This is a genomic window from Pseudomonas sp. NPDC089428 (genome assembly GCF_044749325.1).
GTDB lineage: Bacteria > Pseudomonadota > Gammaproteobacteria > Pseudomonadales > Pseudomonadaceae > Aquipseudomonas.
The window spans coordinates 172,336-196,751 of sequence record NZ_JBIVHT010000003.1; the positions used below are offsets into that span (position 1 = coordinate 172,336).

General features: G+C 64.0%; 19 protein-coding genes and 1 pseudogene. 13 read left to right on the forward strand and 7 right to left on the reverse strand.

Going from position 1 to position 24,416, the window contains the following annotated elements; translation table 11 throughout:
* The first annotated feature begins 169 nt into the window (after positions 1-169).
* Positions 170-1,273: an NADH:flavin oxidoreductase gene (locus ACIPZ5_RS07180; protein WP_343595614.1), complete on the forward strand. Its 1,104-nt coding sequence runs from the start codon at positions 170-172 to the stop codon at positions 1,271-1,273.
* Here the strand turns inward: ACIPZ5_RS07180 and ACIPZ5_RS07185 are convergent.
* Entirely contained in the window at positions 1,242-2,456 is a 1,215-nt protein-coding gene (locus tag ACIPZ5_RS07185; RefSeq protein WP_343595612.1) for a glycosyltransferase family 1 protein, read from the reverse strand. The two genes, ACIPZ5_RS07180 and ACIPZ5_RS07185, sit on opposite strands and share 32 nt — an antisense overlap.
* A 179-nt stretch (positions 2,457-2,635) precedes the next feature.
* On the opposite strand from ACIPZ5_RS07185, the gene ACIPZ5_RS07190 reads away from it, so the two are divergent.
* On the forward strand, positions 2,636-3,952 hold the full coding sequence (locus ACIPZ5_RS07190; RefSeq protein ID WP_400807518.1) for a methyl-accepting chemotaxis protein: 1,317 nt from the start codon (positions 2,636-2,638) through the stop codon (positions 3,950-3,952).
* Between the two features lie 59 nt (positions 3,953-4,011).
* Here ACIPZ5_RS07190 and ACIPZ5_RS07195 read toward each other — a convergent pair whose 3' ends face one another.
* Positions 4,012-4,401 (reverse strand): hypothetical protein, encoded by a 390-nt coding sequence (locus ACIPZ5_RS07195; protein ID WP_343595608.1) that lies wholly within the window; start codon positions 4,399-4,401, stop codon positions 4,012-4,014.
* 188 nt (positions 4,402-4,589) lie between these two features.
* On the opposite strand from ACIPZ5_RS07195, the pseudogene ACIPZ5_RS07200 reads away from it, so the two are divergent.
* The 3 genes and pseudogenes from ACIPZ5_RS07200 to ACIPZ5_RS07210 all read left to right on the forward strand — a co-directional run.
* Positions 4,590-4,722, forward strand: a pseudogene (locus ACIPZ5_RS07200) (chemotaxis protein); the annotation flags it as partial.
* 463 nt (positions 4,723-5,185) lie between these two features.
* Positions 5,186-6,532: a DUF6861 domain-containing protein gene (locus tag ACIPZ5_RS07205; protein WP_400807521.1), complete on the forward strand. Its 1,347-nt coding sequence runs from the start codon at positions 5,186-5,188 to the stop codon at positions 6,530-6,532.
* Positions 6,533-6,551: 19 nt separating this feature from the next.
* On the forward strand, positions 6,552-7,169 hold the full coding sequence (locus ACIPZ5_RS07210) for a GAD-like domain-containing protein (RefSeq protein ID WP_343595602.1): 618 nt from the start codon (positions 6,552-6,554) through the stop codon (positions 7,167-7,169).
* 44 nt (positions 7,170-7,213) lie between these two features.
* Here ACIPZ5_RS07210 and cysZ read toward each other — a convergent pair whose 3' ends face one another.
* Positions 7,214-7,942, reverse strand: coding sequence for a sulfate transporter CysZ (cysZ, locus tag ACIPZ5_RS07215; protein ID WP_085673811.1), 729 nt, complete (start codon positions 7,940-7,942; stop codon positions 7,214-7,216).
* Between the two features lie 311 nt (positions 7,943-8,253).
* Between cysZ and trxB the strand changes: the two genes are divergently transcribed.
* Positions 8,254-9,216 (forward strand): thioredoxin-disulfide reductase, encoded by a 963-nt coding sequence (gene trxB / locus ACIPZ5_RS07220; RefSeq protein WP_085673809.1) that lies wholly within the window; start codon positions 8,254-8,256, stop codon positions 9,214-9,216.
* Between the two features lie 163 nt (positions 9,217-9,379).
* Here the strand turns inward: trxB and nadC are convergent, their stop codons facing one another.
* A complete protein-coding gene (gene nadC / locus ACIPZ5_RS07225; RefSeq protein WP_152956585.1) occupies positions 9,380-10,228 on the reverse strand; it encodes a carboxylating nicotinate-nucleotide diphosphorylase in 849 nt (282 codons plus the stop codon).
* A 244-nt stretch (positions 10,229-10,472) separates the two neighbouring features.
* Here nadC and ACIPZ5_RS07230 point away from each other — a divergent pair, with 244 nt between their 5' ends.
* The 4 genes from ACIPZ5_RS07230 (at position 10,473) to ACIPZ5_RS07245 (ending at position 16,254) form a co-directional block, all read left to right on the forward strand.
* Positions 10,473-12,617 (forward strand): DUF1631 domain-containing protein, encoded by a 2,145-nt coding sequence (locus ACIPZ5_RS07230; protein WP_400807524.1) that lies wholly within the window; start codon positions 10,473-10,475, stop codon positions 12,615-12,617.
* A gap of 89 nt (positions 12,618-12,706) precedes the next feature.
* Positions 12,707-13,279, forward strand: coding sequence for a 1,6-anhydro-N-acetylmuramyl-L-alanine amidase AmpD (gene ampD, locus ACIPZ5_RS07235; protein ID WP_343595592.1), 573 nt, complete (start codon positions 12,707-12,709; stop codon positions 13,277-13,279).
* Positions 13,276-14,106, forward strand: a complete 831-nt coding sequence (ampE, locus tag ACIPZ5_RS07240) for a regulatory signaling modulator protein AmpE (protein ID WP_343595590.1) — start codon at positions 13,276-13,278, stop codon at positions 14,104-14,106. The genes ampD and ampE overlap by 4 nt, the downstream gene beginning before the upstream one ends.
* Positions 14,107-15,549: 1,443 nt before the next feature.
* Complete coding sequence (locus tag ACIPZ5_RS07245) at positions 15,550-16,254, forward strand: methyl-accepting chemotaxis protein (protein WP_400807862.1); 705 nt, start codon at positions 15,550-15,552, stop codon at positions 16,252-16,254.
* Between the two features lie 124 nt (positions 16,255-16,378).
* On the opposite strand, the gene ACIPZ5_RS07250 is transcribed toward ACIPZ5_RS07245, so the two are convergent.
* Together ACIPZ5_RS07250 and cra are read right to left on the reverse strand one after the other, a co-directional pair.
* The gene (locus ACIPZ5_RS07250; RefSeq protein ID WP_343595586.1) at positions 16,379-17,155 is read right to left on the reverse strand and encodes a TatD family hydrolase; all 777 of its coding nucleotides are present in this window, start codon (positions 17,153-17,155) and stop codon (positions 16,379-16,381) included.
* A 2-nt stretch (positions 17,156-17,157) separates the two neighbouring features.
* Entirely contained in the window at positions 17,158-18,153 is a 996-nt protein-coding gene (gene cra, locus ACIPZ5_RS07255; RefSeq protein WP_343595584.1) for a catabolite repressor/activator, read from the reverse strand.
* Positions 18,154-18,450: 297 nt separating this feature from the next.
* Here cra and ptsP point away from each other — a divergent pair, with 297 nt between their 5' ends.
* From ptsP to ACIPZ5_RS07270, 3 genes are read left to right on the forward strand one after another with little or no spacing between them, the layout of a single operon-like run.
* Positions 18,451-21,303: a phosphoenolpyruvate--protein phosphotransferase gene (gene ptsP, locus ACIPZ5_RS07260; protein ID WP_400807529.1), complete on the forward strand. Its 2,853-nt coding sequence runs from the start codon at positions 18,451-18,453 to the stop codon at positions 21,301-21,303.
* On the forward strand, positions 21,303-22,250 hold the full coding sequence (gene pfkB, locus ACIPZ5_RS07265) for a 1-phosphofructokinase (RefSeq protein WP_343595580.1): 948 nt from the start codon (positions 21,303-21,305) through the stop codon (positions 22,248-22,250). Before ptsP ends, pfkB begins: the two co-directional genes overlap by 1 nt.
* Complete coding sequence (locus ACIPZ5_RS07270) at positions 22,247-23,977, forward strand: PTS fructose-like transporter subunit IIB (protein WP_400807532.1); 1,731 nt, start codon at positions 22,247-22,249, stop codon at positions 23,975-23,977. The genes pfkB and ACIPZ5_RS07270 overlap by 4 nt, the downstream gene beginning before the upstream one ends.
* Positions 23,978-24,079: 102 nt before the next feature.
* On the opposite strand, the gene ACIPZ5_RS07275 is transcribed toward ACIPZ5_RS07270, so the two are convergent.
* On the reverse strand, positions 24,080-24,301 hold the full coding sequence (locus ACIPZ5_RS07275) for a DUF3820 family protein (protein WP_343595868.1): 222 nt from the start codon (positions 24,299-24,301) through the stop codon (positions 24,080-24,082).
* Positions 24,302-24,416 lie beyond the last annotated feature (115 nt).

A 24,416-nucleotide genomic window follows, 5' to 3' on the forward strand; every position in this document is an offset into this window, starting at 1 on the left:
GGGTTTACCCGCGAATGCTGCAGTGGCCATACCGACGCATTCGCAGGTAAACCCGCTCCCACAGTCTTCCACCTCGATACCTGCGAATCACTCAAATCAATAATGCTGGGCCCAGGCCCGCGCTGCCCCTAACCTCAGGCGCATTTCCTCCTTCAGACGGAAGCGCCCCATGTCCAGCAACCCCCTGTTCCAGCCCTTCACCCTCGGCGCGCTCGAGCTGCCGACCCGCGTCGTCATGGCGCCCATGACCCGTACCTTCTGCCCCGGTGGCGTGCCGCACGCCGGCGTGGTCGAGTACTACCGCCGCCGTGCAGCAGCAGGCGTGGGGTTGATCATCACCGAGGGCACCACGGTCGGGCACAAGGCCGCCAACGGCTACCCCAATGTGCCGCGCTTCCATGGTGAAGATGCCTTGGCCGGCTGGAAGCAGGTGGTCGATGCAGTGCATGCCGAAGGTGGCCGTATCGTGCCGCAGCTGTGGCATGTGGGCACGGTGCGCCGCCTGGGCACCGAACCGGACGCCAGCGTGCCGGGCTATGGGCCGAGCGAGAAGGTCAAGGACGGCCAGGTGCTGGTGCATGGCATGACCCATGACGATATCCGCGACGTGATCGCCGCCTTCGCCCAGGCGGCCCGCGACGCCAAGGCCATCGGCATGGACGGCGTGGAGATCCATGGCGCCCACGGCTACCTGATCGACCAGTTCTTCTGGGGCGCCAGCAACCGCCGCAATGACGAGTATGGCGGTGACCTGGCCGGCCGCTCGCGCTTCGCCATCGAGCTGATCCAGGCCGTGCGCGCAGCCGTGGGGCCGGACTTCCCGATCATCTTCCGCTTCTCGCAGTGGAAGCAGCAGGACTACAGCGCGCGCCTGGTCGAAACGCCAGAAGCATTGGCCGCGTTCCTTGAGCCGCTGTCGGCAGCGGGTGTGGATATCTTCCACTGCTCGACCCGGCGCTTCTGGGAGCCAGAGTTCGAAGGTTCCGAGCTCAACCTGGCCGGCTGGACCCGCACGCTCACCGGCAAGCCAACCATCACCGTCGGTAGCGTGGGGCTCGATGGCGAGTTCCTGCAGTTCATGGTCGCTACCGACAAAGTGGCCAAGCCCGCCAGCCTGGAAGGCTTGCTGCGCCGTCTGGGCGATGAAGAGTTCGACCTGGTGGCGGTGGGCCGCGCACTGCTGGTTGATGCCGAATGGGCGCAGAAGGTGCGTGAGGGGCGTGAAGCGGATGTGCTGCCGTTCAGCCGCGAGGCGTTGACGACCCTGGCTTGATCGCCAGTGCGGCGCCAGCCGGCCGGGTGCTGGCTGGCGCCGGGTGGCAGGCGTTGAACAGGTGCGATTCGAACTGCTCGACGATCGCCGGCCAGCCTTGGCGGCTGGCATGCTGGCGGGCGTTGAGGCGGACCCGGCGCAGGGTTTCATTTTCTTCCAGCAGCCAGCAGGCGGCATCGATGAACGCGCACTGATCGCCAGGCATGGCCAGCGCGCCGCTGTGGCCATGGCGGATATGCTGGGCCGCGGCCGCTTCATCGTAGGCGACCACGGCCAAGCCAGAGGCCATGGCTTCGAGCACCACGTTGCCGAAGGTTTCAGTCAGGCTCGGGAACAGGAACAGGTCGCCGCTGGCATAGTGCTCGGCCAGTGCTTCGCCGCGCTGGGCGCCGCAGAACACTGCATCTGGCATCAGCTGCGCGAGCGCTGCCCGCAGCGGGCCGTCACCCACCACGATCAGTCGTATGTGCCGCTGTGGATAAGCTTTCTGCAAGGCTTGCAGGCAGGGCTGCAGCAGCGTCAGATTCTTCTCCGCGGCCAGGCGCCCGACGTGCAGCACGGCGATGTCATCGGCGCCGAGCCCCCAGTTTTCGCGTAAGGCCTGGCTGCGCCGGGCCGGGTTGAACAGGCTGGCATCGACGCCACGGGCCATCAGGGCCAGGCGCTCGAACCCGCGTCGCTCCAGTTCCAGGCGCTGGCTGGCGCTGGGCACCAGGGTGGCGGCGGTGCGACGATGGAACCAGCGCAGGTAATGGGTCAGCAGGCGCGCCAACAGGCCGAGGCCGTATTGGCCAGAGTATTGCGGGAAATTGGTATGAAAGCCGCTGACCACGGCAACCCCCAGGCGCCGCGCGGCGCGCAGGGCACTGAGGCCCAATGGCCCTTCGGTGGCGATGTACAGCACGTCCGGGCGCTGCCTGCGCCAGCGGCGCAACAGCTTGTGCATCGATACCTCGCCCCACTGCAGGCCGGGATAGCCGGGCAGTGCCCAGCCTCGGCAGAGCAACAGACCCTGGTCATCGTCCGCCGGTATCTCGTTGGCCTGTCGTGGGCGAACGATCTCCACCTGATGGCCACGCTCTCGCAAACCTTCGCTGAGGCGGCCAAGGGTGTTGGCCACGCCGTTTATCTCGGGTGGGAAGGTTTCGCTGACGAGCGATATACGTAGGGCAGGTGTATTCATGACAAAAAGTGTCCACCTGCTGCGTTGCGCTCACATGACAGTCTGGTGACGCTCAGGTGATGCCTGATTGCTGGCAGTTTCGGCGTTGTGAATATTTCTTTTCAGGGTGCTCAAGCGGCACGCGGTGCAGCCGATGAAGATGCATCCGAATCGGTTTGATGCGCTCCGGGAGTGCGGTGATGTTCAACAGCAAGCTCAAGAAAGAAATCCAGCAACTGCGCGAAGAGCTGATGGCCATCGAGCAGGTCAAGAGCAGCCTCGACAGCGAGATGCTGGTGCTGCAGCTCGACCCCCAGGGGCGTATCGAGCAGGTCAACGGCAACTTCGAGAGTGAAATGCTCTACCGCGCCGAGCAACTGATTGGCCGCAACATCGAAGACATCGTGCCGGCACACGTCAAGAAGCTCGATTTCTACCAGCGCATGAAAAACGCCATCACCCGTGGGGAGCACCTCAACGGCGCCTTCCGTCTGCTGCGCGGCAACGGCCAGGAAGCCTGGCTGCGCTCAATCCTGCAGCCGGTGAAGAGCGCTGACGGTCGGATCAGGCATTTCTCCATGCACTCCAGCGACCTGACCCGCACCATCGAAGCGTCCCGTGAGCACGAGAGTCTGATCAAGGCACTGATGCGTTCCACCGCCGTGATCGAGTTCAACCTCGACGGCGAGGTGCTGACCGCCAACGACCGCTTCCTGCAGACGGTGGGCTACAGCCTGGAACAGGTGCGTGGCAAGCATCACCGCCTGTTCTGCGAACCTGAGGAAGCCAACTCGGCGGGTTACCAGGCCTTCTGGGAGAAGCTGCGCCGTGGCGAGTATGTGGCCGACCGTTTCAAGCGGATCGATGCCCATGGCCGCACGATCTGGCTGGAGGCTTCCTACAACCCGATCTTCGATGCCCATGACGTGCTGTACAAGGTGGTCAAGTTCGCCACCGTGATCACTGAGCAGGTCAATCAGGAACAGGCCGTGGCGCAAGCCGCCGACATCGCTTACAACACCTCCCTGGAAACCGACAGCAGCGCCCGCAAGGCCACCGAAGTCGTGACCCAGACCGTGGACGTGATGCGTGGCCTGGAAGGCTCGATGCAGGACGCTGCCGAGGGTATCCAGGCGCTGGACAAGCAGTCCAAGGTGATTGGCGCAATCATCAAGACCATCAGCGACATTGCCGGGCAGACCAACCTGCTGGCGCTCAACGCCGCCATCGAGGCCGCCCGTGCCGGTGAACAGGGCCGTGGTTTCGCCGTGGTCGCTGACGAAGTGCGGCAGTTGGCCTCGCGTACCAGCAGTGCCACCGAGGAGATTGCCAAGGTAGTACAGCAGAACGAACAGCTGGCCCAGGCGGCGGTGGACATCATCGATACAAGCAAGCGCCAGGCAGAGCAGGGGTTGGCGCTGGCGGCGGATACCGGTGGGGTGATCGTCGAGATCCAGGAAGGGGCGAAGAAAGTGGTGGATGCGGTGGGGCAGTTTTCCAGCCAGCTAAGCCACTGATGGCAGCCCCGGGGGCATGACGGGAAGGGCGCAGGCTGGCCCTTCCCGGTGGGTATTGGTCAATCGGCCTGTTCGGTTTGCTTGATGTGCCGGTAGACGGTCGAGACGGCATCGTGGACGGCCGCCAGATCGACGTTGATATGATGCTCTTCCCCATTCACCCCACGCGCACCGAAGATGCCTCCAGCCGGCCCTATGGTGGGCGTTTCACTGTTGAGCACTGCATCGACCAGCAACTCGATCAGGGGCTTGCTGTAGTTGACCGACCCACTGTCCGAGTCCCAGGTGGTGTAGTGCAAACGCTCGATCGGCTCATGGATATCCTTGGCCTCCAGCGCCTCGCGCAGCCGCCACTTAACCCGCTGCTCGGCGATAGTGGTGCCGTGAAGATGGTCGGGGATGCCTGCCAGTTCAATGAAGTCTTTCGATTTGACGTCTGTGAATTCCATATTCGATCTCCAGGGAAGAGGTCGCTACATTGCGGCCTTGAACGCATTGGAAACCGGACAAGTCCTGGCCAGGCCCTATCTATTTACCACGAGGGCTCGTGCCCATAGCACACCGCACCATCAGTACATTCCAGCGACCTGACCCGCACCTGCCACACCTCCCTGGAAACCGGCAGCAGCGCCGCAAGGCCACCGAGGCGATTGCCAAGGTGGCGCAGCAGAACGAACAACTGGACCAGGCGGCAGTGGACAACATCGATACCAGCAAGCGCCAGGCCGAACCGGGGGTTGGCGCTGACGGCGGATACCGGTGGGGCAGTTTTTCCGCCAGCTGAGCCATTGATCATGGCTTAGGTTATCTAGCGCCTGTGAGATCGAGCGCCGCCCGCGCGGCGCATCGCGGATGAATCCGCTCCTACATTTGTTGCAACGTGCCGAACCTGTTACGCCATGGTTGCCCGCCTTGGTGCATGTCTCAAGTGATGTGAAGCAGCATCAATGCACACCTCGATACCCCGTCGGGCCAGCGAGGCTGACAACCATGGCCTCACAGGCATGGTCACGTTGCAACAAATGTAGGAGCGGATTCATCCGCGATGCGCCGCGCGGGCGGCGCTCGATCTCAAGGGCGCCAAATCCCTCCAGCCGTACCCCTCGCAGCATCAACCCAACCCCCAACGTCCCCACCAGCATCGAATCGACTTTTCCTACAACTGACTCAGGAACGTCCTACCCGCACCCCATGATGTGATTCCCCTGCACAAAACTGGCAGGGAGACGCCTCATGCTGCTCTGGCACATCGTGCCCACCTGGCACGATATCGAGTCACGCATCACCGATGAAATGGGCTATCAGGGAGGCGCCCATTTCCGTACCTACCTCAACGAAGAAGTACCGTCACTGGCCCTCAACCTGCGCCGTGTCGACAGCGTGCGGCGCGCTTTCAACAAGGCCGAATGGGTAGCGGGCGAACTGCTGCGCCAGCGCTTCGCCGACCTCGACATCAAAAGCATCCTCAACGACCTGCTCGGCGTCGCCGAGCAGATGGCGATGATCGTCGCCGGCAGCGCCCTCACTGGCGGCCTGCTCGGTGCCGGCATTGGTGCCTTCGCCGGCGGCGTCGGTGCATTTCCCGGCGGGGTTGCAGGTACCGCCATCGGCTTCAAGGTCAGCGGCTGGATCCTCGGTGTGCTGGGCATCGCCTCCCTCGCCGAGTTCTTCGTCGACGGCTTGCCGCGCATTGGCGAGTGCTACCTGGACGGCATCGGCATCGCCTGGGAGGGCCCACGCGGTGAACAAGGGCTGAACGCGTTCAGCCAGGACAACCCGTTCGCCATCAATCAGGCCGCGCATTTCATTGCCACCGGGCATGTGGAAGTCGTGATGCTGCTGTTGGGCGCCATGGTGTCCTACCTCACCCGCGGTGGTGGCAATGCGGGTGTGTTGGCTCAGGAAATGGCCGCCAGCAAGAAAGGCGCACGGATTGGGCAATGGATGCTCAAGCATGAGGAGGCCTTGAAGAAACGGCCGGACCTGCAGGTGCCGGAGCGGCGCAAAGGCGCGGTGAGTGAGCCGCAGCCTGCGCAGCCGAACCGGCCAGCGGGGAAAGACAAGGAGCCTTCCACGGGCAAGCCCGGTAGCATGCCGTTGCATACGGTGGCGTGTTTCAAGGCGGACAATTTGCCAGCGTCGAAGCATGGAGAGTTTGAGCGTCAATTAAAAGGGCAGCAGGATGGATTGAACCGGCTCACAGTTGAAGAATTTTTGGAGAATGTTGTAAATCCCAAGGAGCGTGATCCGAAGGTTGCGAGAAATGCAAGAAGGAAATTGTATGATGATCTGAGGAGAAGAGCTTATGACGAGCTATCTAAGGATATGAGCCAAGTTGAAGCAAAAAAACTCTCAGCGAAACAGGCGAAGGAAACTATGTCCTCTCTTGCTGCGCTGCACAATCCAGATTTAATCGCCGGTGGCAGGGATGTCATTTCTGACTTCGGTGATAGGCAAGTAAATTCCACTATAGGTCCCCAGTGGAAAAGCAGGGTAGGTGAGCTAATACAATCAGTCAAAAAGCAGTCCAAAGAGGACGGTGTCTCAGGCTTTTTGAATGTTAGATTGCATAAGTGCTAATAAACTGAGGAGCACAAGAATGGACGACGTTTACTCACTTTTCATAGAGGAAATGGGCGAGCCGGTGTTCAGGCAGGAGGTACCTCCCTCCAGCATTGAGCGCTACAGAGGTAAGTTGCCGGAAAAACTGTTAGGATACTGGGCCGAGCACGGCTGGTGCGGATATGGTGATGGGATATTTTGGACCGTCAATCCTCAAGATTACGAGGGCGTGGCTGCCTCATTCATAGAGGGCACTCCGCTAGAAGGGCGGGATACCTATCACATCATTGCCCGTGGCGCTTTTGGTGACCTCTACCTGTATGGTGAAAATTCCGGATTTTCATTAAATATCGTAGCCCATACTTCAAACTATTGCGGTTCGGCTGGTGAACTTGATGCGAATAATATGGATAAGGAGGTAGAGGGTTTCTTTCTTTTGATGGAGCGAGAATCCAATGATTTTGGGGAGTTCTTCGCGCCTGCAAAGGAACGTTTAGGTGTCCTTGGGTGTGATGAGATGTACGGCTTTGTTCCTGCGCTAGCGTTTGGTGGGTTAAGCAAGCTCGATAATCTACAAAAGGTAAGTGCAGTAGAACATTTGATACTGCTCTCTCAGTTGTCACCTCTTAAACCCTACAGCTTCTCCGATTTTTAATAAAACACGCTGCGTAAGTGGCTGCCCGGCAGCCCCTCGCTCAATCAGTTCCGCTCGCGCACCCAGAACAACGTAGCCCCCGCCACCGCCGCCGGCATCATCAGCACGTTGACGCCAGGAATCAGCAACGCCAGGTAGGTGATGCCGCCAAAGCCCAGCGACTGCCAGCGCTTGCTGCGCAACCAGGCAAGCATGTCCTGCCAGCTCATCTTGTTGTTGTCCGCCGGGTAGTCGATGTACTGGATGGCCATCATCCACACGCCGAAGATCAGCCACAACGGCGCGGCGACGACGTTGACCACCGGGATCAGCGACAGAATGAACAGGCCAATCGCCCGCGGCAGGAAGTAGCCGAGCTTGCGCATCTCGCGGCCGAAGGTGCGCGGCACCATGGCCATCAACTCGCCCCAGCTGAATGCCGGGAACGGGTCTTCACCACGAACGACCACCTCGACCTTTTCCGCGAGAAAACCATTGAACGGCGCGGCGATGACGTTGGCCACCAGGGTGAAGGTGAAGAACACCATCAGCACCAGCAAGGCGACGAACAGTGGCCACAGAATGTAGGAAAGGAAGCTCAACCAGCTGGGCAGGGTCGGCATCAGCGCGTCGAGCCACAGGCTGAACTCGTGGCCGGCGAAGTAGATCAGGCCGCCGAACAGCAGCAGGTTGATCGCCAGCGGCAACAGCACGAACATCCGCAGGTTGGGGCTCAGCACCAGTTTCAGGCCTTCGCGCAGGTACTGGGGGCCGGAGAGGACAGGGGCTTGCATCGGGACACTCCGCAGAGAAGGGAAAACGCGCTGACCTTACCGAGTTTGCCGCGCCGACGAAAGGCAGGCGCACATGAAGAAACCGGCTGTAACAAATGCGCCAGGGCCGTTCGCCCGGGTGAAATTCGCAGATAGAGGATGCCTATGAGGTGGATTGTCGAAGGATATTTCCTTAATCTCTGCCACCTCGCTACAGTGCGCTCAACTTTCCGCTTTCTGGGCCTGCGCGTTGTAGCCTTCCCCAAGTGCTGCGTGGGTCCTTTTTAATTTCCAGCTGGCGGCCGCTGCGGCCCGCTCGACAGGAGTTCGACATGTCTGAAGTACGTCATTCGCGCGTCATCATCCTCGGTTCCGGCCCCGCCGGTTACAGCGCTGCGGTCTACGCCGCCCGCGCCAACCTCAAGCCACTGCTGATCACCGGCATGCAGGCGGGTGGCCAGCTGACCACCACCACCGAAGTCGACAACTGGCCGGGCGACCCCCACGGCCTGACCGGCCCGGCCCTGATGCAGCGCATGCAGGAACATGCCGAGCGTTTCGAGACCGAGATCGTCTTCGACCACATCAATGCCGTCGACCTGGCCAACAAGCCGTTCACCCTGCAGGGTGACAGCGGCAAGTACACCTGCGACGCGCTGATCATTGCCACTGGCGCCAGCGCCCGTTACCTGGGCCTGCCGTCGGAAGAAGCGTTCATGGGCAAGGGTGTATCGGCCTGCGCCACCTGCGACGGTTTCTTCTACCGCAACAAGCCGGTCGCCGTGGTCGGCGGCGGCAACACTGCCGTGGAAGAAGCACTGTACCTGGCCAACATCGCCAGCAAGGTGACCCTGGTGCACCGCCGCGAGACCTTCCGCGCCGAGAAGATCCTGGTCGACAAGCTCAACGCACGTGTCGCCGAAGGCAAGATCGAGCTCAAGCTCAACGCCACCCTGGACGAAGTGCTGGGTGACAACATGGGCGTGACCGGTGCGCGCCTGAAGAACAACGACGGCAGCAGCGACGAAATCAAGGTCGACGGCGTGTTCATCGCCATCGGTCACACCCCGAACACCTCGCTGTTCGAAGGCCAGCTGACCCTCAAGGACGGCTACCTGGTGGTCGCCGGCGGCCGTGAAGGCAACGCCACCGCCACCAACGTCGAAGGTGTGTTCGCCGCTGGCGACGTGGCTGACCACGTTTACCGTCAGGCCATCACTTCCGCCGGTGCCGGCTGCATGGCAGCCCTGGACGTCGAGCGTTACCTGGACGGCCTGGCCAACGCCTCGTTCTAAGCTGACATTGCTGGGGCCGCTTTGCGGCCCCTCGCCGGCAAGCGCGGCTTCTACAGGGGTTATGCAGTCCCTTGTGGGAGCCGCGCTTGCCGGCGAAAGGGGCGCAAAGCGCCCCCACAAAAAAACCGGCCATCTGGCCGGTTTTTTCATGCCTGCGATTCGCTCACAGGCTCAGTCGCATCGACAGGTCCACGGCCTTCACATCCTTGGTCATCGCGCCGATCGAGATGTAGTCGACGCCGGTCTCGGCAATCACCCGCAGGGTAGTTTCGTTGACCCCGCCGCTGGCTTCCAGTTTGGCCTTGCCAGCGGTGATACGCACCGCTTCGCGCATTTCATCCAGGGTCAGCTCGTCGAGCATGATGATGTCGGCGCCAGCATTCAGCGCCTGGCGCAGTTCATCCAGGCTTTCCACTTCGATTTCCACCGGTTTGCCGGGGGCAATGCGGTGCGCCGCCGCCACTGCCTCGGCCACGCCACCGCTGGCGGCGATGTGGTTTTCCTTGATCAGGAAGGCGTCATACAGGCCGATGCGGTGATTGTGGCAACCGCCGCAGGTGACCGCGTACTTCTGCGCCAGGCGCAGCCCAGGCAGGGTCTTGCGGGTGTCGAGCAGTTGCACCTGGGTGCCTTCGACCAGGTCGGCGAGGAAGCGCGCACGGGTGGCCACGCCCGACAGCATCTGCAGGAAGTTAAGTGCGCTGCGCTCACCGCTGAGCAGCGAACGCGCCGGGCCTTCGAGGTGGAACAGCGGCTGATTGGCAGTGGCGCGCTCGCCATCGGCCACCTGCCAGTGCACGGCCACGCGTGGGTCGAGCTGACGGAACACGGCATCGACCCAGGCGGTGCCGGCAATCACGCAGTCTTCGCGGGTGATGATGGTGGCCTTGGCCAGGCGCTCGGCCGGGATCAGCTGCGCGGTGATGTCGCCACTGCCGATGTCCTCCAGCAGTGCGCGGCGCACATTGGCTTCGATCTCGGCGGTCAGGTCGGCAAGGCGTAGGTTCGGCATGGTCGGCTCCACAAGCTAGATGCCGGCGATTATAGGGCAGGGGGACGGCGCCGTGTACAACTGCCTGGCAGGCGACCATTGGTCAGGCCAGATGAGCATTTTGCCGAAAACACAGTCATTTACCCGCCAGTGAAGAGTACTGGCAGCTGTAGCCATTTTTACCGATAATGGCGTCTAACATTTGGCGTCATAGCTTTGACGATTTCTCGCCCTATCGAATACGTCACCCAGCAAGGAGTCCGGGATGCATAAAGAAGGCAAGGTGGTGCCCCTGGCGGCCGCCATCGATCGAGGCGCACGTACGCCTTTACCTTGCCTTCCGGTGTTGCTCCTGCAAGTGCGTGACAAGGCCGCCCTGCAACTGCGCCAGGGCCTGCAGGCGCTGTTCGACAATGCCGACGATACGCTGTTCGAAATGGCCGACCGGGCGGCTGACCGCTTCGACCAGAACTTGTATTTCGAGGCCATGCGTGACCTGCGCCTGAAGCGCAAGCACATCGAACGCGGTTTTCTCGACATCTTCTACGACACGTTCGCCCGGATCGGCCAGTTCGACCCGCTGGGCCGGCTGGGGGCGACTAACAAGGCACAAATGGAGCGTGCCGCTGCTGTCGACGGCATGGTTGCCCGGGTGCTGTCGCGTGATGGCGTCGCCCTTGAGCAACTGGGCCAGCGCTTGCAATGCCTGCTCGGGCGCAGCTTCGACGAACAGCAGAACCCGTTCGGGCCTGCTGCGCTGTGTGGCTATTTCCTCGATGCCGGGCGCAATCTGGGCGTGGGCTTGCGGGTCAAGCTGATCCTGCTGAAGCTGTTCGAGCGTTATGTGCTGCGTGATATCGACGTGCTTTATGCTGAAGCCAACCAGTTGCTGGCCGCTGCTGGCGTGATGCCGGAACTGCAGCCGGCACCGCGTCGGCGCGCCGAGGACCGCCGCCTGAGTTCGCGGCGAGTGTCGGCCAACCTCGAGCCTGATGCCATGGGCGCAGACAGCGCCGGGCATGCCTTCATGCGTTCACTCGAAGGCCTGCTATCGCCGTGCCGAGGCCGCATCGCCCCGCGCCTGCAAGCTGCCGCCAGCGCCCAGCCGATCAGCACCGCCGACTTGCTGCGCCTGCTATCGCACCTGCAGCACTATGTGCCGGCCACGATCGACGATGACGACTTCGACCTGGGCCAGCAGCTTGAACAGCTGCTGCTGCGGGTCAGCGTGCGCAGCGGTACCCGCCGGCGCATCGCATGCGCCGACGAGGACATGATCAACCTGGTCGACCTGCTGTTCGCTTACATCGCAGCCGACGACAACCTGCCGCTGAGTCTGCGCGCACTGATCGTTCGCCTGCATATACCGCTGCTCAAGGTGGCGCTGCTGGACAAAAGCCTGTTCAGCCGTGCCAGCCACCCGGCGCGGCGCCTGCTCAACGAGATCGCCGCTGCCGCGATCGGCTGGGAAACCGGCAGCGAAGGCCTGCGCGACAGCCTGCATCTGCGCGTGGAGCGCATCGTCCAGCGCCTGCTCAATGATTTCACCGAAGACGCCACGCTGTTCGCCGAGTTGCTGGAGGATTTCCTCGCCTTCAGCCAGGACGAGCGCCGGCGCAACGAACTGCTGGAACAACGTACGCGCGATGCCGAAGAAGGCCGTGCCCGTGCCTTGCAGGCCCGCCAGCAGGTGCAGCAGGCGCTCAACCAGCGCCTGCGCGGTCGCACGCTGCCGCAAGGGGTCGTGCACATGCTCGTGCAGTCCTGGAGCCAGGTGCTGTTGCTGGCCTGGCTCAAGCAGGGCGAAGCGTCCCAGGCCTGGCAGCAAGCGCTGGCGACCATGGATACCTTGCTCGCCAGCATTGCCCCGCATCAATCGCCGCAGGTTTTGCTGCAACAAGTGCCAGGCCTGCTCAAGGCCCTGCGTGACGGCCTGGCCAGCGTGGCGCTGGACTCGGCGGCAAGCCGTGGATTCTTCCAGCAGCTGGAGCAGCTGCACCTGCGCGCGTGTGCACAGGGCACACTGCCTGCTGGCAGCGATGCACTGGCCGAAGTCCTGGTGGCCGAGGATATCGTACTGGCCGTCGCCGACGAGTCCGCCTGCGCGCCGCTGCATCAACTCGATGAGCAAGCGGCAGAGCTGCGCCTGGTAAAGCGCCTGCGTATCGGTGCCTGGGTCGAAATGCTCGATGATGACGAGCCGCTGCGTTGCAAGCTGGTCGCGCGCATCGACAGCAGCGACCGGCTGGTGTTCGCCAACCGTACCGGAATGAAGGTGCGCGAATGGAACACGGTCAGCCTGGCCCAGGCCTTGCGCCGTGGCGCGGCGCGATTGCTGGATGACGGCCTGCTGTTCGAGCGGGCACTGGAAACCGTGCTCCAAGGCCTGCGCCAGCAGCAGGTGCAGTGAGCTGGCGGCATTACAATCATTCACATGCACAGCGCCCCACGCCCAAGGCATACTGCAGCTCTGTACCGGTGCTTTTCAGGATCTGCCCCATGCAATTGGACCGTGCCACTGGCTGGTTCCACGGAAACGGAATCACCCACTGCCCCTCGCCGAACTTCAACGCCCGCCCGGAGGGTGAGGCGATTTCCCTGCTGGTGATCCACAACATCAGCCTGCCGCCGGCGTGCTTCGGCAGCGGCAAGGTCCAGCAGTTCTTCCAGAACCGCCTTGACCCGAACGAACACCCTTACTTTGCCAGCATCAGCCACCTGACCGTTTCGGCGCACTTGTTCGTCGAACGCGACGGTGCAGTGACCCAGTTCGTCTCGTTGCTCGACCGTGCCTGGCATGCCGGCGTGTCGAGTTTCGACGGGCGTGAGGGCTGCAACGACTTTTCCATCGGCATCGAGCTGGAAGGCACCGACGATCTGCCCTATACCGATGCCCAGTACACCGTGCTGGAGCAACTGACCCGGCAAATCCAGGCCGCCTGGCCGGTGATCGGCCTTGAGCGTATCCAGGGCCACAGCGACATTGCCCCGGTGCGCAAGACCGACCCCGGCCCGGCGTTCGACTGGGCGCGCTACCGCAAGGCCATGGGGTACAACGAGGACAACGCATGAGTTTTCTGGTGCTGTTACTGGCGCTGTGGGTAGAGAAGTTCTCTGCGCTGCGCCATCAAGTTCAACGAGACGCTTTCTTCCTGGGCGAACTGGTGCGCCTGGAGCGCAGCGGCAAGGTCCACCCCTGGTGGACGCTGGCGATCCTGGTGCTGGCGCCGGTGGCGGTGCTGGTGCTGTTGCTGCACGTGCTGGACCCGGTTGCCTACGGCTTGCTGGCCTTGCCGCTGCACTTGCTGGTGCTGATCTACAGCCTGGGGCGCGGCGATGCCAAGGCTTCCCTGGGGCCATTTCGCGATGCCTGGCGGCGTGGCGATGACCAGGCTGCACTGCATGTGGCCGAGCGCGACCTGGGCTTGGCGGCCGACGAGCCACACAGCCTGCTGGTGCGGGTGCAGGGTTACCTGTTGTGGCAGGCCTACCAGAGCTTCTTCGCGGTGATCTTCTGGTACTTCGTGCTCGGCCCCGGCGCGGCGCTGGCATACCGCTTGCTGGCACTGACCGCCGAGCATAGCCGTCAGCCTGCGCTCAAGGCCCGTGCCGAGCAGCTGCGGCACATCATGGACTGGCTGCCGGTGCGGGTGCTGGCCCTGAGCTTCGCGCTGGTCGGCAATTTCGTCGCGGTGACGCGGGTGATGCTGCACGAGCTGCTCAACTGGCACATCAGTGCCGGGCACCTGGTGGCCAGGGTCGGGCGCGTTGCCGATGACATCCCCGAGGAAGAAGACCCCCAGCGCGGGCTGGGGAGACTGGACAGCCTGTGGGAGCTCCTGCTGCGTTGTGCGGTGCTGTGGTACGCAGGGTTTGCCCTGTGGACAGTCCTCGTATAGTCAGCTGCGGTCGCTCCTACAGAGGCATTCGCGGGCAGCGGTTAACCTTAAGTTACAAACCTCCGATTCGATCTGCGTTATACAGGTGGCCTAGTGCTATCTCTGCAGAACAACAAGAATCCATGGAGGTGCCCCGTGAAGCGTCTGCTCTACCCGGCCATCGCATTGATGAATCGGCTGAGCTTCGGCCAGAAGTTCAGCCTCATCAGCGTCCTGTTCTTCCTGCCCATGTTGGCCACCAGCTTTTATCTGGTGCGTGATGCCTACCAGCAGTTCCAGGCCACCCGCGCCGAGTTGCAGGGCATGGCGCCGCTGGCTGACAGCCTGAGCCTGCGCGCCGACCTGGAGGCGCTGGGCAACCTCTTGCAGATCAATGCCGTGCTTGGCCAGTCGGGCCAGGCCGGGGACCTGGAGGCACGAATCGCTGCATTGCAGGACAAGGTCCAGGCGCAGTTGCACAGGCTGCAAGGGGATGCGGCGGTACCTCAAGGCAAGCTCGAAGAATTGGCTGGGGCATTTGCCAGTGCCCGGGCTGAATCGTCGCTGCAGAACAAGGCCGCACTGTTCGACAAGCTGCTGTCCCAGGCGCAGATGCTGGCCAAGCAGGTGGTCAGCCAGTCTGGCCTGAGCCAGGACAGCCAGGCTTCGGTGCGTCAGTTGAGCGAACTGCTGGGGGGCGCCACGGCGCAGGTCACCCAGGCCCTGGGTGAGGGCCGGGCCATGGGCGCCATTGCCCTGGGGCGGGGGTTCATCGACTCTTCTGGCAGTGCCCGTTTCGAAGACCTGCTGCAACGCCTCGATCGCCTTGGCGCCGACTATGCCTTGCGGCTGGATGATGCCCTCGCCACGGAGCGGACTGCCAAGGCCAGCTTGGCGGGCGCGGCAGCAAGCAGCCAGGCGACGGTCAGGCAGGCCGCGTCGTTGTTCGAAGAGCAGGTAGTGGTGGCGGAAACGCTCGATGCCCCTTGGCCAGCGTTCTATCAGCAGGTCAGCGAACTGATGGCGCAGACCTATCGTTTCAACGATGCCTTGCTTGCGGACCTGCAGGGGCAGCTGCAACAGCGCCTGGCTGAGCAGCGCGTGCGCATGCTCGCCCTGGGCGCGGTGCTGGCCGGTGTCTTCGTGCTGATCCTGTACTTGTATGGCGGCTTCTATGTATCGACCCGGGCCACCTTGCGCCGGCTGGGCTGTGCCATGGACAAAGTGGCTGCCGGTGACATGACGGTCAGCTTCCAGGCCCACAGCCGCGATGAACTGGGTGAGTTGGGTCAGGGCTTCAGTGAAACCGTGCGTCGTATCCGCGGCCTGATCGACCAGGTCGGGCGCACCGTGGTGGCCGTCGAAGAGCAGGCCGGGCAGGTGCTGGCGGTGTCGGCGCGGAGCAATCAGGCGGTCAGTGGCCAGCGTGAACAGATAGAGCAGGTGGCCACGGCGATGAACCAGATGAGCGCCACTTCGCAGGAGGTGGCACGCAGTGCCGCGCTGGCCGCCAACGGGGCACAGCAGGTCAATCGTGAAAGCGCCAATGGCCGCACGTTGGTGGAGAGCCAGCAAGACAGCATCGGCCGCCTTGCCGAGGAAATCGACCAGACCGTGCTGGCAATCAATCGGCTGGCTGACGACAGCCAGGCAATCGGTCAGGTGCTGGAGGTTATTCGCAGCATTGCCGAGCAGACCAATCTACTGGCGTTGAATGCGGCCATCGAAGCTGCCAGGGCCGGTGAGCAAGGGCGTGGGTTTGCCGTGGTGGCTGATGAAGTGCGCACCCTGGCCCGGCGTACCCAGGACTCCACTGAGCAGATCGCGCTGATGATCCAGCGCCTGCGTGAGGGTGTGGCTGCGGCGGTGCAGGCGATGGGCAGCAGCCATCAGATGGCGGCGGGTACGGTCGATGAAGCACGCCAGGTGCAGCAGGCACTGGGCAATATCCTGGGGGCAGTGGGTGGCATCGTCGAGCAGAACCAGCAGATTGCGGCGGCGGTCGAGCAGCAGACGGCGGTGGCCCATGACATCGATCGCAACATCGTCGCGATCAACCGGGCGGCGCAGGACACCACCCAAGGGGCTTGCCAGGCCGAGGATGCCAGCCGGGTGCTGTCGACGCAGGTGGTGGAGCTGAAACGCCTGATCGGGGCGTTCAGGGTTTAAGGCCGGCTCTTGAGTTTGTCTGTATTGGCCCATTCGCGGGTGAACCCGCTCGCACAGAGACTGCGCAACACTCGGTCTCTGTGCAATACCTGTGGGAGCGGGTTCACCCGCGAAGAGGCCGGTACTACCAGCCAAACAGCTCACAGGCATTGCGACTGCTGGCCTCAGCCAGTGCTTCAGGCTCAATGCCCATCAGCTCGGCCAACGCCTCGGCAATCTCCGGCAGATGCTCCGGGCTGTTGCGCTCGCCGGCATACATCGCCGGGGCCATGTCCGGCGAATCGGTCTCCAGCACGATGCTGTCCAGCGGCAGGCGCGGGAGGGTCTTGCGCAGGCGTAGCGCCTGCGGCCAGGTCGCTGCGCCACCCAGGCCAAGCCGAAAGCCCAGCTTGATGTACTCGCGCGCCTCTTCGTAACTGCCGGCAAAGGCATGGATCACCCCCGCGCGCGCCGGCTTGTAGCGCTTGAGCGTGGCAATCACCTGGGCATGGCTGCGACGCACATGCAACAGGGCAGGCAGCCCGAAGTCACAGGCCATCTGCAACTGGGCTTCGAACAGCGTCTGCTGGCGTTCCTTGTCCAGTGCTTCGAGGTAGTAGTCCAGGCCGAACTCGCCGACGGCGCACAGCCTTGGGTCGCCGTGCAGGCGCTCCAGCCATTCGCGCAGCTGCGTCAAGTGCTCCGGCCGGTGCTGCTCCAGGTAGATCGGGTGCAGCCCCAGTGCCGCATGCACGCTGCGTTGCGCGCAGGCCAGGTCCCACACCCGCTGGAAATTCGCCTGGTACACCCCCAGCACCACCATGCGCTCCACCCCGCGCGCCGCTGCGTTGGCCAGCAGGCGCGGGCGGTCGGCATCGAAGTCGGGGAAGTCCAGGTGCGTGTGGGTGTCGATCAGGCGCATGTTCAGGCTGCTGTGATGCGTTGCTTGAAGGTGCGGCCAATGGCGTGCACGCCAGGTTCGTAGCGTTTTTCCTCGATCGCGGCCAGGGCCAGCTCCAGCGCGGTGGCGGCGATCAGGCCGTGCTGTTGGGCCATGGCGTTGACCGGCAGCGGCAGGAAGTCGAGCAGTTGGTTGTCACCGAACGTGCCCAGCTGCAGCTGACGCGAATCGGCCGGGCGAGCCTGCAAGGTATCGAACACACCTTGCAGCAGCACATAGGAGGTGGTCACCAGGGCATCCGGCAGGCCGCCGTGTTCTTCGATCAATTGTTGCATCAGGCGTTGGCCGCATTCACGGCTGAAGGCCTCGCCCTGATAGCGACGCACCACACCTTCGAAACCTTGCATGGCTTCGTCGAAACCACCGGCACGGGCCTGGCTCACCGACAGTTCCTGGCGAGCGCCGATCAGCGCGATGCTGCGCGGGGCAGTCGCCAGCAGGCTCTCGGCCAGCTGACGGCTGGCATCGCGGTCATCGCTGATCACCGAACAGAAGTGGGCCGGGTTCAGGCGCCGATCGATGGCGATTACCGGCAAGCCTTTGTCCTGCAGCTCACGGTAGCTGTCGTCCTCTGGCGGCAGGCAACTGGCCACGAACAGCGCATCGCAACGGCGGGCGCGGAACAGCTGCTGCAGTTGGCGCTCACTGTCGGGCTGGTCGTCGCTGCTGGCAATCAGCAGCTGGTAGCCACGGGCGCGGGCGCCTTGCTCAAGCTGTTTGGCGATGCGGGCATAGCTGGGGTTCTCCAGATCCGGGAGAATGAAGCCCAAGGTACGGGTATGCCGGCTGCGCAGGCCAGCTGCTTGCGGGTTGGGCGTGAAGCCATGGGCCTCGACCACCGCGCGCACGCGCTCGACAGTGCTGTTGCTGATGCGCTGCTGTTCGGCCTTGCCATTGATGACATAACTGGCAGTGGTCACTGACACACCGGCCAGACGGGCGATATCGCTGAGTTTCACCGAATTTTCCTTGTTATTACCGGGACTGGCTACGGAACCAGGACCGGGTAGTTTGACCCGGGTTGGCCGCCACGCGCAGGCGACCATTGTCGCAATTGTCCGACAGGATGGGGCTTTTTCATCAGGAGATTATCGAGTAACGTGGCCGCTTGGTCAGATTAAACGTTTCAGCTATTAATTTTTCTGCCTCGGCCGCCGCCCATGCAAGGCTGTCGAACTGGCTGATTCTGTGAATATCACAACAATACCTCAGTACCCGGCATCAAAACCAAGCTGGGGCTGCAAAAGGAGAAGGTCATGCTCGAGCTTGCCAAAGAGCAGATAGCCATGGGCCAGAAGGCCGCCAACAAGGCCGAGGCGCTAAGCCTGCTGGCGGATCAGCTGGTAGCCGACGGCCTGGTTGCCGAAGGTTATCTTGACGGCCTGCAGGCGCGCGAAGCGCAAGGCTCGACATTCCTTGGCCAGGGCATCGCCATCCCGCACGGCACCCCGCAGACCCGCGAGCTGGTGTTCGCCACGGGGGTGCGCCTGCTGCAGTTCCCTGAAGGCGTGGACTGGGGCGATGGCCAGATCGTCTACCTGGCCATCGGCATTGCCGCACGCTCCGATGAACACCTGCGCCTGCTGCAGTTGCTGACCCGTGCCCTCGGCGAAACCGACCTGGCCGAGGCGCTGCGCCGGGCCAGCTCTGCCGAGGCGTTGCTCAAGTTGCTGCAAGGTGCGCCCCAGGCGCTGGCGCTGGACGCGCAGCTGGTCGGCCTGAACCTGCCGGCGGAAGATTTCGATGAACTGGCCTGGCGCGGTGCCCGCCTGCTGCAGCGCGCCGGTTGTGTCGACAGCGGCTTCGCGGCCGTGCTGCAACAGGCCGACCCCCTGCCACTGGGCGAGGGCCTGTGGTGGCTGCACAGCGAGCGCCAGGTGCGCCAGCCCGGCCTGGCCTTCATCACCCCGCAGCAGCCCCTGCGTTATCGTGACCAGCCGCTCAATGGCCTGTTCTGCCTGGCCAGCCTCGGCGCGGCCCACCAGGCGCTGCTCGAGCGCCTGTGCGAAGTGCTGATCGAAGGGCGTGGGCAAACGCTCTACCAGGCCACCAGCAGCCGCGCGGTACTGGAGGTGCTGGGCGGTGAGGCACCGGTAGACTGGCCCAGTGCGCGGGTCGTGCTGGCCAACCCGCATGGGCTGCATGCCCGCCCGGCGAAGGTCCTGGCGCAACTGGCCAAGGGCTTCGAGGGCGAAATCCGCGTGCGGGTGCTCGACAGCGCGCAGCCGGCGGTGTCGATCAAGAGCCTGAGCAAGCTGCTCAGCCTGGGCGCCCGACGCGGCCAGGAACTTGAACTGATGGCAGAACCGTTGATTGCCGCCGATGCCTTGCCGGTCCTGTTGGCAGCCATTGAGCAGGGCCTGGGCGAAGACGTCGAGCCGTTGGCGCAAACGGCCGCAGTGGCCGTTGCCAGCGCAGTCGACGTACTTCAGGCGCCTGCTGCAGGCAGCCGTATCCAGGGCGTCAGTGCATCCCCAGGTATCGCCAGCGGGCCGGCGCATGTCTGTGTCGAGCGCGAAATCGACTACCCACTGCGCGGCGAGTCGCCAGCCCAGGAGCGCCTGAAGCTGCGTGGCGCGCTGGATGCCGTCAATGGTGAATTGCAGGCGCTGGTGCAGCGCAGCGACAAGTCGATAGGCGAGATCTTCGTCACCCACCAGGAAATGCTCGCCGACCCCGCCCTGAGCGACGATGTCGACGCACGCCTGGCCCAGGGCGAAAGTGCGGCAGCGGCCTGGATGGCGGTGATCGAAGCAGCGGCGCGCCAGCAGGAAGCGCTGCACGATGCGCTGTTGGCCGAGCGTGCTGCCGACCTGCGCGACATTGGCCGCCGGGTGTTGGCCCAGTTGTGTGGCGTGCAGGCCCAGGCCGAACCTGAACAACCTTACGTACTGGTGATGGGCGAGGTCGGCCCCTCCGATGTCGCCCGCCTGGACCCGGCCCGCGTCGCCGGCATCGTCACCGCTCACGGCGGTGCCACCGCGCACAGCGCGATCGTCGCCCGCGCCCTGGGCATCCCGGCGGTGGTCGGCGTGGGCCCGGCGATGCTGCTGGTCGATTCCGGCACTCTACTGCTGCTCGACGGCCAGCGCGGCGTGGTCTGCGTCGCACCGCCGGCTGATGAACTGCAACGCGCACTGGCCGAGCGCGACCTGCGCGAACAACGCCTGCAAGCCGCCTGGGCCAAGCGCCATGAGCCGGCCGTGACCCGCGATGGCCATGCCATCGAAGTGTTCGCCAACATCGGCGAGAGCAGCGGCATCGACAAGGTGGTGGAGCAGGGTGCCGAAGGCGTTGGCCTGCTGCGCACCGAGCTGATATTCATGGCCCATTCGCAGGCACCCGACGTTTCTACTCAGGAAGCGGAGTACCGCCGGGTGCTCGATGGCCTCGGCGGCCGGCCACTGGTGGTGCGCACCCTCGATGTGGGGGGCGACAAGCCATTGCCGTACTGGCCGATCGCCGCCGAGGAAAACCCGTTCCTTGGCGTGCGCGGCGTGCGCCTGACCCTGCAACGCCCGCAGATCATGGAAGACCAGCTGCGTGCTTTGCTGCGTGCCGCCGATCAGCGGCCCCTGCGCATCATGTTCCCCATGGTCGGGCAGGTGCACGAGTGGCGTGAGGCGCGGGCCATGGTCGAGCGCCTGCGCCTGGAAATCCCGGTCGCCGACCTGCAAGTCGGGATCATGGTCGAAGTGCCGTCCGCCGCCCTGCTGGCGCCGCAACTGGCCCGCGAAGTGGACTTCTTCAGCATCGGCACCAACGACCTGACCCAGTACACCCTGGCCATCGACCGTGGTCACCCGAGCCTTTCCGCCCAGGCCGACGGCCTGCACCCGGCGGTGCTGAGCCTGATCGACATGACCGTGCGCGCCGCCCACGCCGAGGGCAAGTGGGTCGGTGTTTGTGGCGAACTGGCCGCTGACCCGCAGGCGGTGGCCGTGCTGCTGGGCCTGGATGTGGACGAGCTGAGCGTGGCTGCCCGCAGCATTGCCGAAGTCAAAGCCCTGGTGCGCCAGGCTGATCACCAAACGGCCCGCGCCCTGGCGCGCGAGGCCTTGCAACAGGACAGCGCCGCGGCGGTTCGCGCGCTGGTGGAGCGTTACTGATGGCCAAGATCCTCACCCTGACCCTGAACCCGGCGCTGGATATCACCGTCAGCCTCGATGCCTTGCGCCCGGGGCACGTCAACCGTGCCCAGGCCCAGCAAAGTCACGCGGCGGGTAAAGGCCTGAACGTGGCCCAGGTGCTCGCCGACCTGGGCCACAGCGTTACGGTCGGGGGCTTTCTGGGCCGCGACAACCCGCAACCGTTCGAGGCACTGATCGCCCGGCGCGGTTTTGCCGACTGCTTCGTGCGGGTGGCCGGTGAAACCCGCAGCAACCTCAAGCTGGTCGAGGCCGATGGCCGGGTCACCGACATCAACGGCCAGGGCCCGGAAGTCGACGAAGCCGCCCGCGCCGAGTTGCTGCACCGCCTGGCGCAGGTGGCGCCAGGGCACGACGCGGTGGTCGTGGCCGGTAGCCTGCCGCGCGGTATCAGCCCTGAGTGGTTCCGCCAGTTGCTCGAGCAGTTACAGGCACAAGGGCTGAAAGTGGCCCTCGACAGCAGTGGCGACGCGTTGCGTGCCGGGCTGCAGAGCGCGCCATGGCTGGTCAAACCCAATACCGAAGAGCTGGGCGAAGTGCTCGGCCTGGTCGTGCAGACCGCCGCTGAGCAGCGCGCCGCTGCCGAGCAACTGCTGGCCAGTGGTATCGAGCATGTGGTGGTTTCGGCGGGCGAGCAGGGTGTCAGCTGGTTTGCCGCCGGCCAGGCGCTACAGGCACGGCCGCCGCAGGTGCGGGTTGCCAGTACCGTGGGCGCGGGTGATTCGCTGGTCGCCGGTATGGTCCACGGCCTGCTGGCAGGGGAATGCCCACAGCAGACCTTGCGCCGCGCCACGGCCATCGCGGCGCAGGCCGTGACCCAGGTCGGCTTCGGCATCAGCGACCGCGAGCAACTGGCGCACCTGGAAGCCGCCGTGCAACTGACAGAACAACAAGAGGGTTGCCGATGAACATTGCCATTGTCACCGCCTGCCCCAACGGGCAGGTGTCCAGCGTGCTCAGTGCCCGCCTGCTGGCAGCTGCCGCCCAGCGCCGCGGCTGGAGCACCAGTGTCGAGGTACAGGATGCCGAACATCCCGAGCGCCAGCTGACGCCGGCGCAGATTGCCGAGGCCGATTGGGTGCTGGTGGTCAGTACCGGCCCGGTTGACCTTGCGCGCTTCGCCGGCAAGCGTGTGTACCAGAGCACACCGGCGCAGGCCCTGGCCGACCGTGAGGGCTTCCTCGACGAGGCGGCGGGCAAGGCCGAAGTGCTGGCTGCCCAAGCGCTCGGCACGGTGCCTTCAGCGGCGGTACGCATTGTTGCGGTTACCGCCTGCCCGACGGGCGTGGCGCATACCTTCATGGCTGCCGAAGCCCTGCAACAGGCGGCGCAACAGTTGGATTACCAGCTCACCGTCGAGACCCAGGGCTCGGTCGGTGCACGCAACCCACTGTCGGCCCAGGCCATTGCCGAGGCCGATGTGGTGCTGCTGGCCGCCGACATCGAGGTGCCGACGGCACGCTTTGCCGGCAAGCGTATCTATCGCTGCGGCACCGGTATCGCCCTCAAGCAGGCGCGTGCGACCTTGGAAAAAGCCCTGGCCGGGGCCAAGGTCGAGAATGCCGCGGACGCTGCCTCGGCGGCGCCGGCCAAGGCTGAGAAAAGCGGCGTCTACAAGCACTTGCTGACCGGCGTTTCGTTCATGTTGCCGATGGTGGTGGCCGGTGGTTTGCTGATCGCGCTGTCGTTCGTCTTCGGCATCGAAGCCTACAAGCAACCGGGTACCCTGCCTGCCGCGCTGATGCAGATTGGGGGTGAGGCGGCGTTCAAGTTGATGGTGCCGCTGCTCGCGGGTTACATCGCCTGGTCCATCGCTGACCGACCGGGGTTGGCGCCGGGCATGATCGGGGGCCTGCTGGCCAGCACCTTGGGTGCCGGTTTCATCGGTGGCATCGTCGCCGGCTTTCTCGCCGGCTACAGCGCCAAGGCCATCGCCCGCTGGGCCCGCCTGCCGAGCAGCCTGGATGCGCTCAAGCCAATCCTGATCATCCCGCTGCTGGCCAGCCTGTTCACCGGCCTGGTGATGATCTACGTGGTCGGCCAGCCAGTGGCGGCCATGCTCGAAGGGCTGACGCATTTCCTCGACAGCATGGGCACCACCAACGCCATCCTGCTCGGGCTGCTGCTGGGCGGGATGATGTGCGTCGACCTCGGCGGGCCGATCAACAAGGCCGCCTATGCCTTCTCGGTGGGGCTGCTGGCGTCTTCCAGCTATGCACCGATGGCGGCGACCATGGCCGCCGGCATGGTGCCGCCGATCGGGCTGGGCATCGCCACCTTCCTGGCCCGGCGCAAGTTCGCCCAGAGCGAGCGCGAGGCGGGCAAGGCGGCGTTGGCGCTGGGGCTGTGCTTCATTTCCGAAGGGGCTATCCCGTTTGCTGCCAAGGACCCGCTGCGGGTGATCCCGGCGAGCATTGCCGGTGGCGCCTTGACCGGTGCGCTATCGATGTACTTCGGCTGCAAGCTGATGGCGCCGCATGGTGGGCTGTTCGTGCTGCTGATCCCCAATGCGATCAACCATGCGCTGTTGTATCTGCTGGCGATTGTGGCGGGGAGCCTGGTGACGGCGGTGGTGTATGCCGTGATCAAGAAGAGCGAGCGGGTGGAGTTGGCGGTGGCGCCGGTGAAAGGTTAAGCCTTGTGTTGGCATTGGCGGCCTCATCGCGGCTAAAGCCGCTCCTACAGGGACGGCGCTATCCTTGTAGGAGCGGCTTTAGCCGCGAAGGGTCATGACAGGCTAGCGCCGATGTTTTTGCCGCAATGGCTCCAGCAGGTCGCTCAGGCCGTTATGGTCGACCTCGTGCATCAACGCCAGCAACCCGCCCAGTTCCCCTGCCGGAAAGCCCTTGCGCGCGAACCACGCCAGGTAATCGCCCGGCAGGTCGGCAATGATCCGCCCTTGGTATTTGCCAAAGGGCATGGTGCGGGTGACCAGCAGTTCGAGCATTTCCGGTTTCATCGACGAAGCCTGGTAGTGAATGAGCGCCGACCATACTGCAATCTGCACGAGCACCCAAGCGGCAATCATGCATAACGCCGTTTTCAGGCTTCCTCTCGAGATCACTAACCTATTG